Genomic DNA, 17,904 nt, shown 5'->3' on the forward strand with positions numbered 1-17,904 from the left:
TCTGGATATATTCCCGCGTCCGTCCCAATGTCCACAACCTGCCGGTGATTCCGAATTCTTCCGGCACTCTCTCCTCAATTGTCTTCCGGACATTCTCTTGCTCTTCCGGGGTTAGAACCATATGGCTCCCGGGCTTTCGCCCGTATTTTTTCCGTTCCAGGGAGGCCGATCCTTCTCGTTGATACGCTGTCCATATTTCGCTCGCGCGATTCTGGCGTACACCGGTTAATTCCTCAATTTCTTTTCCCGTTTTCCCCATTTCCTTGAGCCGTACTACCTGCCTGCGTATCTCCTTGAGTCCCTCTCTCCCTACTTTCCTCATGTCGATGTATTCCATACCTTCCATTTTACCACTCCTGCCCCCGCTTTCCTAGCTTTTCTTTCGAAAGTAATACTATTTTCGGGTATGGTCTGAAAAAGACAAAACAGGCATCAGTATTCTCGACAAGGTTTTGCATAAACTGGTAAAGCAGATATGGAATGAAGACCTGAGGCAGGATAAGACCACCTTTGGAATCGTTGACGCGCAAAGCGTGCAGAATGCCGACACAGCAGAAGAGAAAGGTTACGACGCAGGAAAAAAGTATCAGGAATCAAGCGCCACGTTGTCGTAGATACAATGGGGCTGCCTCATGCCATAGCCGTAACAACCGCTGATGTTACAGACCGGGATGGGGCTATTCAGATGATCCTTCTCAACCTGGACAGTCTTTCCTGTGTAAAGAAGTTTCTGGTAGATGGAGGATACTCCGGCGAACGCTTTGCCAATCAGATCAAGGAGATTTGTGGCGCGCAGGTCGAAGTTGTAAAGCGCAACGAATTACACAAATTTGTCGTACTGCCGCGCCGCTGGGTGGTAGAACGCCTATTCGGCTGGCTTGACAAATTCCGCAGGCTTTGGAAAAATTGTGAGCGCAAACTCTGTATTTCTGCTCAGATTCTTACTTTTGCCCTCATTGCTGTCCTTGTCAGAAGATTTTAAACAGGCTCTTAGTAGCTTGCTCGAACTTATTTTGCTCAAATTGTCCTAATGTGCCCTGCAAATGCGTAGCAGTTCTCTGCTGTCCTATCAAGCGAGAATAAGTGCGTCAAAATGAGTAAGGTGTACTTTTTTACAAACACCAAAATATGTATGTCTTACGTGGAATCCATGGGGTTAATTGTGGACGGAATAGGCAAAAAGGTCCTTGCATTTTCTTGGGTTATATGTTATAATGACGAAAAATGAATTACTCTTGAAAAGTACACCTTTTCATAGTTGACCTGATTCCCTTTTTGTCCCATTTGCTATCCGGTATTCACGTAAACGCTTATAAAACGTGGCGGCGCTCATATCGCAAAGCTCAAGCACTTGACTTATGTCAAGTGCTTTTTCTTGCCATCGGTTCACGATCTGCGCGAAATCCTCCGGCACCGGCTTCTCCGGCCTGCCGAACCGCACACCTCTAGCTTTCGCTGCCGCGATACCCTGCTCCTGTCTTTTCTTGATGTTGACCCGCTCGTTCTCCGCCACAAAGGAGAGTATCTGCAACACCAAGTCAGCAATAAAGGTTCCCATCAGGTCTTTGGCTGTTCTGGTGTCCAGCAGCGGCATATCAATCACGCAGATGTCTACATCTTTAATTTTCGTGAGGATGCGCCACTGCTCCTGTATCTCCTTGTAGTTGCGGCCCAGGCGGTCGATGCTCAGAATGTAGAGCAGATCGCCGGGCTTTATCTTTTTCACCAGTCGTTGATATTGCGGCCTCTCGAAGTCCTTGCCGGACTGTTTGTCCATATAAATGTTGCGGGGTGGCACCTCCTTTGTATTCAGCGCGATCCGCTGCCTGTCCTCGTTCTGGTCGGTGCTGGAAACACGGATATAACCGTAAGTTTTCATGAAAACTCCTCCTCTCGTCTTGGACTTAATGTACCCTAATTTGTTGCACAAGAAAAGCCCGAGAGCATTTTCGCTCTCGGGCATAAATCTATCACAATTCTACTTCTTCAAATAATTCATAAGCATCTGCGCCGTCTCGGCTCTGGTCGCTCTCCCTTGCGGATCGAGAATTCCGTTCCCCTTGCCGTTGACGATACCATTCTCGTTGGCCCAGCAGATTGCTTTCCAGGCGTAGCCGCTGACCTTCCCGGCATCGCAGAAATCGACCTCATTCTTACGCGGTTCGGGGCTTCCGGCGTAGCGCCAGAGCATTACCGCCAGATCCTGCCGGGTGATGGGCCGGTCCGGGGCGAACTTCCCGCCGCCAATTCCGGTGACGATGCCCTTTTCCGCCGCCCAATTCACCGCGTCAGCGTACCAGCCGGTAGTTACGTCGGTGAACGCACCGCTCTTGGCCTGGGGCCTCCCTTCCTTATTATAAATAATCTGCGCGAATTGGGCGCGGGTCAGATCATCGTTGGGGCCAAACTTGCCGTTCGCGTAGCCGTCCATCAGGCCGTTGGTGCAAACATACTCGATCGCTTTGATATACCAACCAGTATCGCTCACGTCCGGGAAAGGACTCTTCCACGGCTTTGGCGAAGGACTGGGGGATGGAGTGGGGGTAGGCGAACCACTCGGCGAGGGGCTGGGCGAACCGGTGGGTTCCGGGCTGGGTGATACGGCAGGCACAAAATCAGCCTTTACAGTTACATTCCGGCTGGGCATTTTGAAGGTAAACTTGCCGTTCTTCTCGGTTCTCTCCACTGTCTTGCCCTGGCTGTCTGTGACGATGATCTTGCCCAGCTTGTAGCCGCTGTCAGGCTTGACCGTCAGCGTCACCGTGCCGCCAGAATAGATGCTGGTGGGGCTGGCAGTGACCGTGCCATGCTCAGTCTTGTCGACCTTTACGGTGTAGTAACTGACGGATGGATACCAGCCGCCGCCGGAACTTCCGCCAGAACTGGGGGTTTTCTTATAGCCGATTGCCACAGGGGACAGGCTGCTGAACTTGCACTTCAAGCCATCAGAGGTCAACACATAGTTGAGGGTTTCAATGGTTCCGGCACTGGGGCCGCTGGAAATCAGGTGCTGCACGGTGAAGGTGTAACCACTGGCCCCGATTCCCTCTGGGTAGGGCAGGATCGCCGTGACGCCGTCATCCGGGAAATTAGCAGCATCAACATTATGCCAATTCCCACTTTCGTCCTTGTATTGTAAGGTCACGTCCAGCACCGCGATCTGCTTCCCCGCATCGGCCATCACCTCTGCGACCTTCGTCTGCAAGGCAGTTGTAATCTTCTCAGGGGTGTTCAAACTCGCATTGCTTTCCAGAGCAGCCGGAACGGTAGACAGCCCGGTTTCAACTTCCAGGCGCAGCTCATGCCCATCCTCGTCAGTCATATCGAGGGGCTTCTGCTCCACCGGGTTGATGGTATACTTCGCTGTTGCGGCACCGGTATAGTTTCCCCTGCCGGTGATCGTCACCGTATACTCTCCTGCCGCCGTTTCTTCGGGGATCTCGGCGGTATAGTCTGTATCTGCGGTCAGGGTGATCTCGCCCAGCTTCACGTTCTCAACAGCGGGCTTATGGGCGCTGCCGTCATACTTAAAAGCAGTTGGCCTCAGCACGATAACAGCGCTTGCAATGGGTGCCGGGAGCACCTTGACTGCGCTGGTGCCATTGACTTTGGCATATTTCTCGTTATCGGTGGGAGTGAACACCCACGCCGCAGAATAGCTGTCCTGCACAGCGGGACTGTTCTCGGGGCTGCTCCACGCAAATGTACCAGGCACGGACTCCTCGCCGTCCATCATACTGCCGGACAGGGTGATAGTGCTGATGGGCTGGCCGTAGGTGATGGTTGCCGCACTCAGGGCGGGCGCGCCGGTAGGGATGATCTTGTTGACGCTCCGCACGTTGATGGTGGCGGTCATATCCATGAAGTTATCAGTTATGATTTTGATGGTGATAGTTCCGATATCTTTGGCCTCATCACTCTCCACCGCCTCAATGGGCAGGATAAGCGTCTGGCCGTCGATCTCCGCACCTTCGACGTAGTAATCGCCCAAGCTGACCGTGCCCAGCTCATAGGTGACTGCCCCGCTGCCGAAGCTCATTCCCTCAGTCAAGTCGGGCAGAAGTGCGCCCAGACCGAAGGTGTAGGTGTGCGCCCGCTTATTGGCCACGGCCAGGTCGCCGACCTTAGGGGTGAGGGCATCGGCTTTCTGGATTGTCACATTGGCGCTTACGGCCCCGGTAGGCTGAGTCAAGGTGTAGTTATCTGCCTTGTCGCCGGTGAGGGTCAGGGCCGGCAGGGTGACGGCGGTATAGTCCCCCGCATTGGAGCCGTTCAGTGTGCCGGTCAAGTCGGTGGTATTGACGGACACATCGTCACTTCCGACTTTGCCGTCAAGCGCAACAGCGGTGATTTCCACCGTGTTGATGCCATCGTACTTCTTGCCGGTGGCGGTGGCCCCGGTGACAGTCAAAGCCTTCTTGCCTGCGGTTAGGGTGATTTGAGTCTCTTTCTCAGAATAGTTGTCGTCCCCGGCCTTGGTCGCGGTGATCACCACCTGCCCCGCGCTGGTGATGGTGACATTTCCCGCATTGTCCACTGTCGCGCCGGTCGCGGTCCAGCTTACCGCGCCGGTGCCAGAGCCGCCGCTGGTGCTCAGCTGGAAGGTATCGCCGTAGGTTACAGCGCCGGGCGCGCCGGTGATGGTCAGCGGAGCCTGGGCTGCTTTGGTGATGGTGAAGGTCTGGGTTCCGTTGACGGTGTAGTTACCATTCTCCTTGTCCTTGATGGTGACGGTAGCACTTTCGCCGACATTGATATTGTCACTGTATTCCACGGTGTACTCGCTGTCGGGAATGACTGTGCCGACGTCTTTGACGGTTACCGTTGGTTCTTTCGCCGTGCCGTCATATTCAAAGGTGCTTGGGGACAACTCAATGGTTGGGTTGCTGACAATTTTCGGGCTGATCGTAACGGACAGGGTTACGGACGCCGCCTCGGTGTTCGCTGTCTCTTCAATGGCGGCGGTGAGGGTGTATGTTCCCGCATCCTTGGGTGTGGCGCTCCATTCAAAGGTCACATCGCTGAAATTAGCGCCGGTGATGGTCAGGTTGTCCGCAACAGGATTGGGGATTGTCTGGCCGTCATAGGTCTTATCCATACTGAACCCGCTGGCAAAGGCGATGGCGGGCTTGGACTTGTTGATGGTCAGCGCCCCCGGCTGATAGGTGATATTATAGTTTGCCGTTACATCTTCGCCGCCGCGTTTGATAACTGCGGCGGAGGGGGTAATTGTGCCTCCGGGAACATTGGAGGTGCTGGCCTCCAGGGTGACGCTCTCCAGCGTATCGCCACCGCAAAGCCCGGTGACATCTACCTGCCCTGCCCCCTGGGCAATGCTCCCGCCGTAGGTGATAGTCTGGTCGCTGGCCTTGACGGTCAGCGCGGCCCGGTTGATGGTAAAGGTCGTACTGGCAGAACCGGAGTAGTTGCCGTTATCAGTGGCGGTAACAGTCAGCGTGGCCTTACCCGCATTGATGTTGCTGCTGGCGCTGATAGTGTACTGGTCGGAGCTGATTGTTGTTCCGTTTAGCTCTACCGTCACGCTCCCCGCCTCCGGGACAATCGCCGCCCCGTTGTAGGTATATGTGCCTGTGACAGTCACAACAGCCCCGTTCAGCATGGTTTTACTGGTAGTGATGGCCGTGCCCGAACTGCTGGGGGAGGCGTTGTGGTTGGCGTCCCCCTTCAGACGGACGAAGAAAGTATACTCCTGATTGGGGTTAAGCCCGGTGAACTCCGGGCTGTTCTGCCAGGTATTGCCGTCCATGCTGTACTCCGCGTTTTCGATGGTATTCAGCGTGACGCTGGTGTCCATAACCGCCGCCGCGGTGGGCGCGGCGGGAGCGTCCTGGTTTGCCCTGTTGATGGTCAGCGTAAGCCCGCCCGTACTCTCGGCGGCGGTGTAGTTGCCCTGCTCCGCAATGCTGGCCTTGACTGTGTATGTCCCGGCGTTGGTGGGCAGGCCAGGGGTATAGCTGTCCGAACCGCTCACCGCGTAGGAATAGCTGATCGTCCCCTCGAATTTTTCGCTATTCACCAGAGTCACATCCGGCGCGGAAATAATCGCCTGGTGGCCGTTATAGTCCAACTCCTGCAATGTGCTGCCCCATATGAGCGTAGGGGTGGCCTTGCCGATGGTGAAATCCTGGGAATATTTGCCGCCCCCGATGGTGACGGTCACTGTGGCTGTACCGGCGCTGGTGTTGTCGGTGTAGGCTACTGCATAGTCCGTGCCCACCGTCAGCTCCGTAGTATCCCGCGTGACAGTCACGCCCAGCGTTTTCTCGGTGCCGTTATAAATCAGGTTCTCCGTACCGGAAACCGCCACCATCACGCTGTCCCCACACACCGCACAGGTGCCGGTTGTCCCGCTGAAAACGTAGGCACAGTTCGCCGCAGCGTCACTATATCCGCAATATGGGCATTTCAGCGCATGGGTGCCGTTGTGATTGGAGGTTGGCTTGACGCCATCGTGTTTGCACTCCTGCACGGTGAAGGTGCCGCTGGGCAGGCTGCTGCTCGAAGGCGCGTAGGGACTGGAACCTTGATAAAAGGCGTAGTACGGGCCGTTTTCACTGCCGTAGTTCAGCAGGAGGTCCTTGAGAAGCAGGCCGTCTTGGCACAAGACCGGGGTTGCACCGCCCGTGAACGTGCCGCCGCTCAGACGGGTGGTACTCCCGCTCTGGGCAGTCAGCATACACCCGTTTATCCCCTCCAATTCCAATGTGCCGTCGGTAACGATTAAAGTGCCTCCAGATTTCACATCCACGCAGCCGCTGGTTCTTCCTTTCTCATCTGGTTTCGCCGTAAATGTACCGCCGGTGATGGTCAGTGTGCTGCCGGACCCCACGGAAAAAATGCGTTGTCCGGGATAGCCGGTCACAGTATGATTTCCACCGTTGAAGGTGATATTCGGGGTTAAACTTCCCAGAATTATGGGATTGGTTGACAGCTCTGCGGCCAGCGTCACGTCCGCCAGCAGGGTCACGGCGGCAGTTTCGGCAGTCTGTGCCGCCGCCCAGGCGGTTTCAATGGTGGTGTAGTAGCTCTCCGCGCCGTCCTTCTCCACCTTCGCCACGGCCTGGGTCTGGCAGTTCCCGCAAACCCCCGCTTCGCTCCACTGGTGCGGCTCCTTAACTTCCTGTTTGCAGTCCGGGCAAGTGCCGCCGCAGGTGCCGTCGCCTTTATCTTGGAAGGTCAGGTTTGTGTGCGCGCAGGGTGGGGTCAGCGTCACGGTCTTGCTGACCGTCCCCCGCTGTTCGTGGGTGTAGGTGACGGTGTAAGTGGTGTCATCCACCTTAGCGACCGACTGCTCCCAGCCAGTGAGGGTGAAGGTCTTCCCGGCGTAGGTGGGGTTAGTCAGGGTGACGCACTCCCCGACCGCGGCAGACAAATCCTCGCTGCTGCCCCGGGGAAGATTTTCCCTATTAACGGCAATCATATCCGCCGTCAGCAGCTCGGTTTGGAGTTTGTCGTTGTTCATAAAACCACCAGTGACAGTGAGGTTTTCACTTTTACCGTTGTAGGTGAAAACTGCGCTCGGGGCGAGCATAAAGGCATGTTCCGTTTCAGAACCAGTCGGCGCACTTACTGAAATACTACCTCCGTTGATGGAGAGAAAGGAATTACCCATTATTTTGATTGCAGAAGTACCGCGATTCTTGTTGCTGACGAGAGCAGTCAGCCTGCCGCTGTTTTCAGACTGCCCATAAATTGTCAGGTGGCTATTTGGATTTTGAACCAAATTTCCACCACTCACTTTTTCCGTTAGACCCATTAAAATAGTTTTTTCCTGCAGCGTCAGGGAAGCGCCGTCCTCCAGGATAAGACAGACGTTTTGATTTTGGCTGATTGTAAGCCTGTTCAGGGTTGTTGAGCCTCGTACAACATACCAACCGGAATCCAGGGATTCTTCATTATTGGGAGTGTTGGGTAGGAGCGCGGCGGTGATTTCCTGGAGCTGGCCGCTTTCGTCGATATAGCTCGTCTCCGCAATGTTATACCTATCTATGATGGTGAAATTTCTTGTGATGGTCCCGGTGTATTTGCCGATACCTTGTACTGTCACCGTACCAGTCCCCACGGCGTTATTGTTCTTGTATGTCACCGTGAAGTCAGTATTCTGCGACAAGTATTTCCCGTTCCGTTTCAGTGAGACTCCGGGCGTAACAGGTTCGCCCTCATATTTGAAGGTTCCAGTGTCAATTTGAACAGCAACACTCCTATGGGTAATCGAAAGTGGGGGCGGGGTAAACTGCGCCGTTACGGTAGCATCGCCTTTTTTACAGATGGCGGTGTAGGTATAGCCATCGTCTGCCGGCCCCGTTACTTCAATCGCCTCAAGCCCATTGATGGTGAATTGCTTGCCGCTGATCAGGACATAGGCGCTGATGCCATTCTGTATCTCCTCAATGGTTGACACCCGGGAGATGCTCGAATTGCAGACGATCTCAACCGGCTCTATAAGATCATCCGTAGTACGGGTGGAGGGGTTCAGCCCGCCAAGGCTGTTAAGCCCTGCGCCGGAGGGGATATGCAGGGAGTTGATTTGCGTCATGCCATTCCCCGCGTTGTCCTTCAGCACAACATCCCCATAGACGGTGGCTTTGCCATCGGTACTGATGATGCAGTTGTTATGCTGGAAGTTTTCGGGATAGGGGAACCCGTAGTCTTCGCTGTCATGTGCGGCCACAATGCCGCCATTGACGGTCAGGCTGCTGCCGCTTGTTTTCAGACCGCCAATTACAGACACAGGTTTTTTTGACAAACTTAAAGTGATCGCCATATAAAGATTACTCACCGCCTCAACACAGCCGCCGTTGATGGTGATGGTTGTCGCCTGGTCAGAACTGCCGATGGCCGAGTCTGGCAATGAACTGGATCCCGCCTTCAATAAGCCGGTTCCCTGGCTCTGGCCGTAGATGGTCAGGTTCGTAGTGTCGATGTCCCTCACCGTCAGCTTGCAGCCGTCAGCCAGAACGAGGTGGGTCTCGCCATTGAAGGTGAGCGTGCTGCTGATGGTGACGTCCCCGCTGGCAACATACCAGCCGCCCTGCAGGGCGACAGGGTCGCCTGAACTTGTCAGGGGGTGCAGTCATGCGTTTGCTCGACCTTGTCGGCGTCGATGTAGGTTGTCGATCCTGTCCCGGTTTCCTCTGCCATCGCCACCGGCGGGCACATTCCCAAGCACAGCGCCAGGCTCAGCAGGACACTAATAATTTTCTTCATGAGTAATACCTCCGTTATAGTTCTATATCAACCCCAAGCGCCGGGCCGCGGCAATGGCCTCGACCTTGCCGCCCGCCTCCAGCTTGCGGTAGTTTTCCTTGATGTGATAGCGCACCGTGTCCGGCTTCATCCCCAGCTTTTGGCCGATTGCCGTTGCCGAAAGGCCCTCGCCTTGCAGGCGGAGAATTTCCAGCGCGGCGGGGGAGAAGTCCTCCCTTGCCGCCCCCGGCAGAAGGTAACGGGGGTAGCGCCGGGCCATCATCCGGGTTTCCTCCATCAGCCGTCCGAACCAGGGGCCGTCCCGGCTCTGGGCCTTCATCAGCGGCAGCACCGCCGCCCCCAGTTCGCTGATAAACCGCACAAAGCGATAGCTCTCGGCCTCGTCCAGAGCGGCGGTGAGCATGGGCTCCCACTCCGTCCCCAGCCGCTGGCGCACGATGGCCCCCAGCACTCCGGCCTCCATGCGGATGTACGTCCGATGGCAGCGTCCGGCGTACTCGTTGAGCTTTTCCAGCAGGGCCAGTGCCTTGAGGTTCTCCCCCTGCGCCAGGTAGCAGCGCACCTTCGTCAGGTAGCGGTAGCGCTCCATGGTGATGAATTCCTTGTCCTCGTTGGGCGCGGCCTTCAGCCATTCCCTGACCGCGTCCATATCCCCACGATATAGTGCAATCCTGCACCGCGTGGCCTCTATATTGGGCAGGAGCTGCATCACCCGCTGCTCCTTTACCGCCGACTGGAAGGAGTCCAGAAGCGCCCCGGCGTTGGCAAGGTCGCCCTGCAAGACCATCATCCGCACCCGCTGGCCCACCGCCGAAAAGGCGATCTCCGGCCTGCCGCCGCTCTCGGTCTCCACCTGCCCGCGGGACAGCAGAGTCAGCACCTCGAAAGCGTCCTCGCCCTTCTCGAACAGGCTCTCTCCCAGCGCGATTTTTGTCAATCCCCTGCCGTAGCTCCCCAGCACCCGCTCCACAATGGGGCCAACCGTCCTGGCCAGCGCCCGGTCGGAGCGGCTCCACTTGCAGAAATCCTTGCCGCCGTTCATGGTGCTGGGGGCGTTGCTGGTGACGGAGAACTCCGGCAGGCGCACTCCCTGGTCCAGGAGCATAGCGGGCGCTCTCAGCATGATTTTCAGCACATCCCGGCTCCCCCGGTGGGGCAGGCCGATGTCAAGATAGCAAAGGCGGCTCTGGGCCTCGCGCTTTGTGCCGCCGGTAGCGGTCTTGGCGAAATCGGCCAGCTTTTTGTACCAATATTCGCTCTTTTCCGGGTCCATAAGCATGGAGTGGAGCATGGAGAAGCCTGCCATAAGCACGGGACTTTTCTCAGCCTCCCGCTCGTCCATGCTGAGATAGTACCGCCGCAGCTCAAAGTAGTGCCCCGCGCCGGGGTTCCGCCTGGCGTTGCGGATGAGCAGCTCCCGAATCTGCGCCCAATCGCCGCAACGCTCGTACATCTCCAACGCTTCCGTGATCTTTCCGTTCATCTCGTACCAAATCCCGGCGTTCTTCTGGCATGTCTTTATTTGTTCCTCCCCCAGCGACTGCCTGGCCTTTTCCCGCAGAGCGTGCAAAAGCACCTTGCGTACTCGGTAAACCTCGCCCTCTAAGGTGAGAAAGTTTCCGGTCTCAGCGGCCTTTTGTAGGAAAGCGGAGGCCAGCCGGTTCGCGGTAATCAGCTCGGCCAGCGGCAAAGTGAATTCATCCACCACGCTAATTTTCATGAGGAATTCCAGCAGTTCGCTGTCCCACTCCGCCATCACATAGCCGGTTAGATAGCGGATAAATGCGTCTTGAATCTCCTTCTGCATCTGTGGGCCGGGAACCATCCCCTCAGCCATTTTCAGCGCGGCGTGACGCACTGCGTATGCGTTGCCCTCGGAGTTCTTTACCAGCAGTTCCAGCCCCTCCGGGGTGTACTTGAGCCCCAGATTATCCAGATACCCGCCAATCTCCCGACTGCCCAGGCGCAAGTCGTTCTCGTTGATAATCATGAACCCCACGTTGATGTATTCCGGCATGAGCCAGGCGGGCACAGGGCTGCGGCTTATGAGAATCAGCCAAACCTCCGGCGCGGTCATAAGGTTCCTGACCAGTTTCCGCCGTGGTTCATCAAGCAGATGCAGATCGTCCAGCACAACGATGCCCTGGGCCGGAAATTCGCTCTCGCCCCAGCGGCGGTCGGCACAGGACAGATAAGTGTGGCATCGCTTCGCCAGATATTTTTGCACAAAGGACGTTTTGCCGTAGCCGGTCGCGCCGAAGATAAAGGCGGTTTGTTCAAGAACTCTGGCGGCGTTCAGCTTGCGGTTCGCGCTTCTCGGCTTGATGTATTGCTCCAACCCTCACACCTCCGCTCCGTAAAATTGCGCAAAAAAGCCACAGGCAACACCAAAGTGTTCCTGTGGCTTTCTATACGGTATGGGGTCAAAATGGGCGCAGTTATGCCTTGCTTGCTACACAATTGTTTGCGCGCATTTCGTAATTTCAACCCCTTTTCTGTAAATTTTTTGTGAATTTCAGCCTATTCCAGGCAATTCCAGACCTATAATACCACATTATACCGCATAGGGGCCGCAATGTACACTCCCTAAGTTGGGTAGGAGGGGGGGTTTTTGAATATAGTTTGATGCGCTTACTTTAAACGGACCTTTGGCGGGACCATCCAGGGAAATCTTGAGCTCACGCTGACAAGGAAGGGGAAAAGGCGCTTATTCGTCCTCAAAATATTCCCGCATTCTCCACCAAAGTTCCTCCACCCGGTCCGGCAGATATTCCTCGCCGCAGCGGATGTCCTGCTGCTCGCCGTTGTTGTAGCTGATTTGCACCCGCCAAGCGATTTCGGATGGGTCAAGCTCTGGCGGCTCTGATGTTTCATACTGATCGAATTCTTCCAAGGAATCTTCATCATCCAGCACCTCATCGACCCAATCTGGCTCATATGGGTCGTAATCAAACGTAGATGAAACGGAACAGTAGTCTTCCGCCCACATAAAAATCTCCAACGTATGGACAGCCCAGCGCAGCAGCTTGGCCATTCTGCCGCCGTCCAGCACTGCAGACTGTTCCGGCTCATCGCTGTCCAAATCCCGGAACGTCAGCACCCTGGTATGCCGGTCGGCGGTGAAAATCTGATGTACCTTTTCCTCATCTCCGAACTCATCGGAGACCTCTGTGTTAATTTCAAATTCCAACGTATTTATGACCAGTTGATGCTTTCTCTCATTTCGTTCGGCAAATGGAAAGCAGGAGTAATACACCATCCGGGCCGCATCGGCCACCTCCGGACGGTGGTCGTGGAGACGGTTTTCCAGCCACTTTTTCTGCTCTTTGCTGATGCTGCCGCTCAGCATGTTGTCCAGGCGGTTCAGGGTCATACGCTCGGCCTTTTCGGCTGCGGAGAGCCTGGAACAGGCTTTGCAGATATGGGCGGCGTGGCCCTTGCCGCTGAACTTTTCATTGGCCTTGTTCTCGCCGCAGATTTTGCAGTAGTGTCCATGGGGACGGTTCTTCTTTTTCTTTGGCATGTGCAAACCTCCTTGCAGATGGTCTTATTCTACACCACTCATGAATCACTTTCAACATCTGTTTCCATGGTATGTGGATTCCTTTTCCAAACGAGCTGTAAAACAACATCCCAGAAAGAAGTTCTCCGATTCCATTTTATTCCCGTAACTGCGGCCAAGCCAGCTCAGCGAAGTTCTGCCCGCCGATACCAGCATCCCCATTATGATACAGCGCCAGATGCAAATGGGGCCCGGTGGAGTTGCCTGTGCTGCCGATATACCCTATGAGCTGGCCCTGGGTGACAGTTTCCCCACTCGCCACAGCCAGCGCCGAAAGATGTCCATATGCCGAAATCCACCCGTCACCATGCTCAATAAACACGCTATTGCCAAAGGACCACATACCGCCCACACCATGAGCTGGTGTCCAACCGTCTTGCGTATAGCGCACAGTCCCAGCGGCAACCGCATAGACCGGCTCACCATAACAATTAGCAAAAGAAATATCAATACCATTGTGTCCAGGATAGGTGTCCCAGGGGCGTCCAGGGAACGGATAGGCAAACCGCCCATCAGCTATGGCGCTAGTATCACCCATGCCGCCTACGCTTACTTGATAGTACCGCAGCACGTGGTCCACATAGTCAATATCGCCATAACCGCTCCAACCATGCAAACCGGCTTGCCACTCTGAAAATTCCCGAGCGTTCTCTTTTGAATAACCTCCCCTTGCCAGTGCCCAGGATATGTAGCCGTTGCCGAAGTTGTAACCTTGCAAGGCAAGGCTAATTCTGGGAATATCGGTTGGTCCAGCAGCCCCGGCCTCCCGCAGGTTCCGGGCGATAATGCCGGTGCCGAAGTTGATGGAATCCTCCACACTGACCGGCGTCCCCACAGGCAAACCCATCCCTTCCGCGCACTGCATCACATCGCCGCCCACATCGGCGACTCTGCCCCCGGATTCCTGCATGATGACCGCCGCCACCAGAGGCGTATACTCCGGGATTCCATTAGCCTGACAAGCCGCACTGATTTGGGGCATGAGGGCAATCACATCAGCTGAAAGGTTCGTGTTTCTCGCCGAACCGCCGCCCCGGAACGCCCCGGCTATGGCCACGATGATCAGCAGCGGCATAAGAAAAAGCGCCGCCAGCGCTCCCCAGGAAGATGAACTGCGGGACGCGCTGGCGGCAATACTCTCTACGGTTTCCTTGACTTTCGTAACTGCTTTCTCTGTGGCCTGGATTGCGGCCCCCACTCCCGGCGCAGCGGCATTGGCAGCGGCAGAGGCTCCGGCGCTGCCCGCGGATCGTCCAGCTGTTTGGAGGGATTGCATGGCAACGCCGGATTCACTGTGGATGTTAAGAGCTGCCCCTTCGTTCTTCAAACCACTTGAAAAGGTATCGTTTTGCCACGTGTTGAGCGGATGATCTGTATAGGTTCGCAACGTCTGGCTGGTTGCTTTCCTGTGGAGTCCGCTTTCCGCCTCCGGATAGGACGTGGTTTCCGGCTCAATGGCGATTTCCGCATAACCGGATGAATTCTCGGCCTGGGAAGTTGAACGGCGCACTTCTTTCTTGGGACGTGTGCGTTGGGCTTTTGTAGTTGTACCCGAAAATACTGGCTGATTATTTAAGGCAGGCAAATCCGTGGAATAAGGCTCCTGCTCGGCGGAAATGGGCACAATATCATCGGAATTCTCCGGTTGTTCCACCACCTGTGTTTCATCTTCCAGATGTGGTTGGATGTGCGGATCCCCTAACCTTTGTGTATCCACATCGGTATGTACTTCATTGTTTGAAGCAGCACAATCTTTCGGGGTGTGTAAAGGATTCAAGGTGCGCGAAATTTTATCGGTTTCTCTTGGTTGATCGTTTACATACACCTGTTGATGCACAACATGGGAAACCCCATTTTTATCCTGGCGCGATTCAAAACGCGAATCTGCTTTACGGGGTTTTTCCGAGTTAGATATCAAACGAGAATCGTTCCGAACTGTCAAAATTGGGCGCGGACTGATACTGCTTTTTAAAGCCAATTTTTCCTCATCAGCGCGGCGAAAACTTTCCTGGTTAAGGTCTTGCGTGCTCGGCTCGTTTTGGGTTGAATAATTCCTGCTTTCCTCACGGTTTTTTCCGACTTTTTGTCGTTTTTTAGCCGTCTTTTTTCGTCGCGGCGGCTGAAACTGAACTTCTCTTGGCGCAGCATCTTCTAGTGCCCGTTTGCCTTCTTTTAACACAAACTCTGCGGATTGCAACGCCCGGTCTCCAATGGCGTTGATGGCATATTGCTCTGAGCTTTCTACATCTTGATTCTGCTTGTCCCTTGTCTGTAAATCGTTGCTCAAAAAACCAACCCCTTCCTCATGATGTAGTCCGGCCATGTTTCCCGGCAAAAACAGCCGCTATAAATATATCTCTGCGCAAATTCCAGACCAATTGTCACTGTCCCACCTCCCGCTGATAGCGCACCTTCTTCTGCGCTGGGTAGAGATCAACCGTGGGGCAGCGCTTGCCTGTCCAGCGTAAACCGCCCGCCTGCCCGATGCACTTCCAGCCAGCGGCCCGCAGGCTGGCCCCGGTTTCACTTTCCAGGATGTAAGTAATCAGACGCTTGTAGCCCATGGCCCGCGCTACCCGCGATGCAGCCCCATATAGCATGGAGCAGGCGTTGCGAGAGCCATCGGTACAGAGGCGGTTCACCTCCAGTGTCCAGCCATCGTCCAGATGCCGGCTGACCGGCCTGCCTACGATCACCACACCGACTATCTTCTCACCGTCAGACAGCCCAATGGAGAATTTGTGTCCGGCTACCGGGCCGTGGTGCCGGTGGTAGGCGCTGACAAAAGCGTTCGCCTCTCTCAAACTGATTGGAACAATCTCTATAAAAATCACTCCCATAAACAAAATAAGCCACCGTGAAATCTCAGTTTCACGGTGGCTCTCGGTTCATATTTTTATCCTGTCAGGACCTGTCAGGGCCGACACCTCTTACAAGGCTCATATCCCATCGAAATGATCTCATCCCGCGTCCCGGACAGCGCAACCTTATTGGATTCCTTCATCTGCCTGACGCTTGAACAGCTGGGATAATGGAATTTGCCGGTATTCGCGTTGCCAATGTAGTTCCCACCCACAGCCGCAGGTTCTTCCACGACCGGCGTAGGCGTAGGTTCCGGTTCTGGAGTAGCCGCAAGCTCGCTCTCGCCGGTTGCATAGTTGATAGTGACTCCCGGCTGAACATTATAGGCATACACGCAAAAGCTGATGCCCGCACCCTCGTCCTCCACGGAGTAGCCCTCCATCAGCACACCGCTGGCAAGGAGGTTATCACCCTCAAAGACCGGCGTTACCCGGTAGAGAACGTGGTTCTTCGTTTCTTTCACATAGTCGGCCACCATGTTTTCAAATGGCAGCATACCCTCGATATTGAGATATCGTGTGCCGGTGATAAGGTTGCTGGTGTTGGCGTTCTCGCCGGAAAGCTGATACCCAATCAAGTGACAACGGTTGTAAAGATAGTTGCCGTCCACCAGACCGTCATATCGCACAGTCTGCCAGCCAGAGGGCTTTACCTGCCCGATCTCGCCGCGCTTTTCAGTAGGCATGATGTCCTCGCCCACGCAGGCATAGGCCAGAACGCAGCGCCCCAGGTTGTCCAGGTCGGAGTAGGTTTCAAAGGAAGTCGTTGTGAAGTCGGCCTCAGAGAAATAAGGAATATTACCATTGACTTCAGCGTAAGCGTTTCCCGCGTAAGTCGGGATACTCCCTGTGTCAACCGCAATAGGCGTAGGTGCCGGTGTTGGAGACGGTGTAGGTGATGGCGTTGGGGTAGGCGTGGGGGTAGGGGACGGAGTGGCTGTCGGTTCCGGGGTAGGGCTTTCCGTTGGAACGGGCGTTGGCGTTGCCGCTTCGCTGGAAACGGTAGACGAACTCTCCACAACACTGCCGGTGCTTTCGTCCAGAGAGCAGCCGGTGAATAGAAGTGTCAGTGACAAGATAAGAGCAAGGAATTTCAAACTTTGCTTCATTCTGTATAGACCTCCAAAGTGATTTTTTCATGGGAACTGCCCGGAAAGTCTTCCGTTGAAATGAGCCGCCATTTACCGCTGTCCAACTTAATGGGAAACTTCACATCGGATGGATAGCTCCTGTTCCAGTGGAACAGCACGATTTTCTCAACAAAAGACAGGTATGGTGAGACATCCACGTTTTCCACAAAGCAATAATCTCCCGGCCCAGCCATATCCAGGAACTGCGCGTCCTCATGAATCTGCGGTGCGGCAAAGTCCGTAAATAGCGGAGCGCTGTACTCGTTCATCCAAAGCGTAGAACCAGCGGTCATGTCCACAATCCTTTGCAGAGTTGTCCGGTCTCGGGACTGCCTGCGGTGGTTGAACATCATGCCGCCTTTTTCGTCCACAAAGGCAATCACAATCAATGTCAAAACCTCCTTTCTTTACAATAGAAATTTCAAAAATCGCGTGTCGTTCAAAATCAAAAACCGCAAAAAAGGCTTTTTCAGAAATGCTTTCTTTGCGGTTTTCGGCATATCAATCACCTCCTATGAATCTGTTAGGAAATATAACAGATATTATAACATATAACATACGCTATAACAAGCATAGAATATGTTTGAGGTGATTCACTATGAAAAACGAGCCGTTGATTATTAAGCCTAAAAGAGCCAAGGGTGATGATGGCTACAAGACTTTTTCGATAAGAGTCAAGGAGGAGATTGTGGACCGAGTTGATGAGGTATCAAAAATGACAGGCCGCAGCAGGAACGAACTGATTGGGACTTTTATAGAATATGCGCTGGATCGATGTCAAATAGACGATAACGCACCTCTGCCTTGAAATATTGCAGAAGCATATCTGCGTTCTTCCCTTTGGTGAGGACCCGCCATTGCTCCTGCACCTCCTTATAGTTTCGCCCAAGACGATCAATACTTAACACATAGAGCAGATCGCCTTGCTTGAGCCTGCGGACAAGCCGTTTATACTGCGGCCGCTCAAAGTCCTTGCCTGACTGCTTGTCTATGTAGACGTTCTTCCTGGGCACAGCTTTTGCTTCCATAGCGATCCACTGGCGATCCTCGTTCTGATCCGTGCTGGAAACGCGGCTATAGCCAAAAATCATACGCATCTCTCCTAATCAGATTTCATAACGAC

11 protein-coding genes and 2 pseudogenes are annotated in these 17,904 nt (G+C 54.6%); 2 read left to right on the forward strand and 11 right to left on the reverse strand.

Annotated elements, in window-relative coordinates; all coding sequences use genetic code 11:
- Positions 1-346, reverse strand: a 346-nt coding sequence (locus tag U8U68_RS00005) for a COG3415 family protein (protein ID WP_322198806.1), incomplete at its 3' end; no start/stop codon positions are given.
- A 216-nt stretch (positions 347-562) separates the two neighbouring features.
- On the opposite strand from U8U68_RS00005, the pseudogene U8U68_RS00010 reads away from it, so the two are divergent.
- A pseudogene (locus tag U8U68_RS00010) lies at positions 563-982 on the forward strand (IS5 family transposase); the annotation flags it as partial.
- A gap of 270 nt (positions 983-1,252) precedes the next feature.
- On the opposite strand, the gene U8U68_RS00015 reads toward U8U68_RS00010, so the two are convergent.
- The 9 genes from U8U68_RS00015 to U8U68_RS00055 form a co-directional block, all read right to left on the reverse strand.
- Entirely contained in the window at positions 1,253-1,879 is a 627-nt protein-coding gene (locus U8U68_RS00015; RefSeq protein WP_322198807.1) for a recombinase family protein, read from the reverse strand.
- A 99-nt stretch (positions 1,880-1,978) separates the two neighbouring features.
- The gene (locus tag U8U68_RS00020) at positions 1,979-8,953 is read right to left on the reverse strand and encodes an S-layer homology domain-containing protein (protein WP_322198808.1); all 6,975 of its coding nucleotides are present in this window, start codon (positions 8,951-8,953) and stop codon (positions 1,979-1,981) included.
- 128 nt (positions 8,954-9,081) lie between these two features.
- On the reverse strand, positions 9,082-9,228 hold the full coding sequence (locus tag U8U68_RS00025; RefSeq protein WP_322198809.1) for a hypothetical protein: 147 nt from the start codon (positions 9,226-9,228) through the stop codon (positions 9,082-9,084).
- A gap of 22 nt (positions 9,229-9,250) precedes the next feature.
- Positions 9,251-11,566, reverse strand: a complete 2,316-nt coding sequence (locus U8U68_RS00030) for a winged helix-turn-helix domain-containing protein (RefSeq protein WP_322198810.1) — start codon at positions 11,564-11,566, stop codon at positions 9,251-9,253.
- A 369-nt stretch (positions 11,567-11,935) separates the two neighbouring features.
- Entirely contained in the window at positions 11,936-12,751 is an 816-nt protein-coding gene (locus tag U8U68_RS22255; protein ID WP_367575772.1) for a hypothetical protein, read from the reverse strand.
- Between the two features lie 136 nt (positions 12,752-12,887).
- A complete protein-coding gene (locus U8U68_RS00040; RefSeq protein WP_322198811.1) occupies positions 12,888-15,077 on the reverse strand; it encodes a peptidoglycan DD-metalloendopeptidase family protein in 2,190 nt (729 codons plus the stop codon).
- 94 nt (positions 15,078-15,171) lie between these two features.
- On the reverse strand, positions 15,172-15,630 hold the full coding sequence (locus tag U8U68_RS00045; protein WP_322198812.1) for an XF1762 family protein: 459 nt from the start codon (positions 15,628-15,630) through the stop codon (positions 15,172-15,174).
- Positions 15,631-15,704: 74 nt separating this feature from the next.
- Positions 15,705-16,760, reverse strand: coding sequence for a DNA/RNA non-specific endonuclease (locus U8U68_RS00050; protein ID WP_322198813.1), 1,056 nt, complete (start codon positions 16,758-16,760; stop codon positions 15,705-15,707).
- Positions 16,757-17,164: a ribonuclease Z gene (locus tag U8U68_RS00055; RefSeq protein ID WP_322199233.1), complete on the reverse strand. Its 408-nt coding sequence runs from the start codon at positions 17,162-17,164 to the stop codon at positions 16,757-16,759. The genes U8U68_RS00050 and U8U68_RS00055 overlap by 4 nt, the downstream gene beginning before the upstream one ends.
- A gap of 215 nt (positions 17,165-17,379) precedes the next feature.
- On the opposite strand from U8U68_RS00055, the gene U8U68_RS00060 reads away from it, so the two are divergent.
- Positions 17,380-17,589, forward strand: a complete 210-nt coding sequence (locus U8U68_RS00060) for a ribbon-helix-helix protein, CopG family (RefSeq protein ID WP_322198814.1) — start codon at positions 17,380-17,382, stop codon at positions 17,587-17,589.
- A 13-nt stretch (positions 17,590-17,602) separates the two neighbouring features.
- Here the strand turns inward: U8U68_RS00060 and U8U68_RS00065 are convergent.
- Positions 17,603-17,878: pseudogene (locus U8U68_RS00065) on the reverse strand (recombinase family protein); the annotation flags it as partial.
- Positions 17,879-17,904 lie beyond the last annotated feature (26 nt).

The organism is Acutalibacter intestini, assembly GCF_034334985.1.
In the GTDB taxonomy this organism is placed as follows: domain Bacteria; phylum Bacillota; class Clostridia; order Oscillospirales; family Acutalibacteraceae; genus Acutalibacter; species Acutalibacter intestini.

What these genes read in the sequence shown, in the direction of transcription:
- U8U68_RS00025 (WP_322198809.1), bottom strand. Translation starts at nt 9,228, where the DNA reads ATGAAGAAAATTATTAGTGTCCTGCTGAGCCTGGCGCTGTGCTTGGGA.
- U8U68_RS00015 (WP_322198807.1), bottom strand. Translation starts at nt 1,879, where the DNA reads ATGAAAACTTACGGTTATATCCGTGTTTCCAGCACCGACCAGAACGAG.
- U8U68_RS00050 (WP_322198813.1), bottom strand. Translation starts at nt 16,760, where the DNA reads ATGAAGCAAAGTTTGAAATTCCTTGCTCTTATCTTGTCACTGACACTT.
- U8U68_RS00045 (WP_322198812.1), bottom strand. Translation starts at nt 15,630, where the DNA reads ATGGGAGTGATTTTTATAGAGATTGTTCCAATCAGTTTGAGAGAGGCG.
- U8U68_RS22255 (WP_367575772.1), bottom strand. Translation starts at nt 12,751, where the DNA reads ATGCCAAAGAAAAAGAAGAACCGTCCCCATGGACACTACTGCAAAATC.
- U8U68_RS00060 (WP_322198814.1), top strand. Translation starts at nt 17,380, where the DNA reads ATGAAAAACGAGCCGTTGATTATTAAGCCTAAAAGAGCCAAGGGTGAT.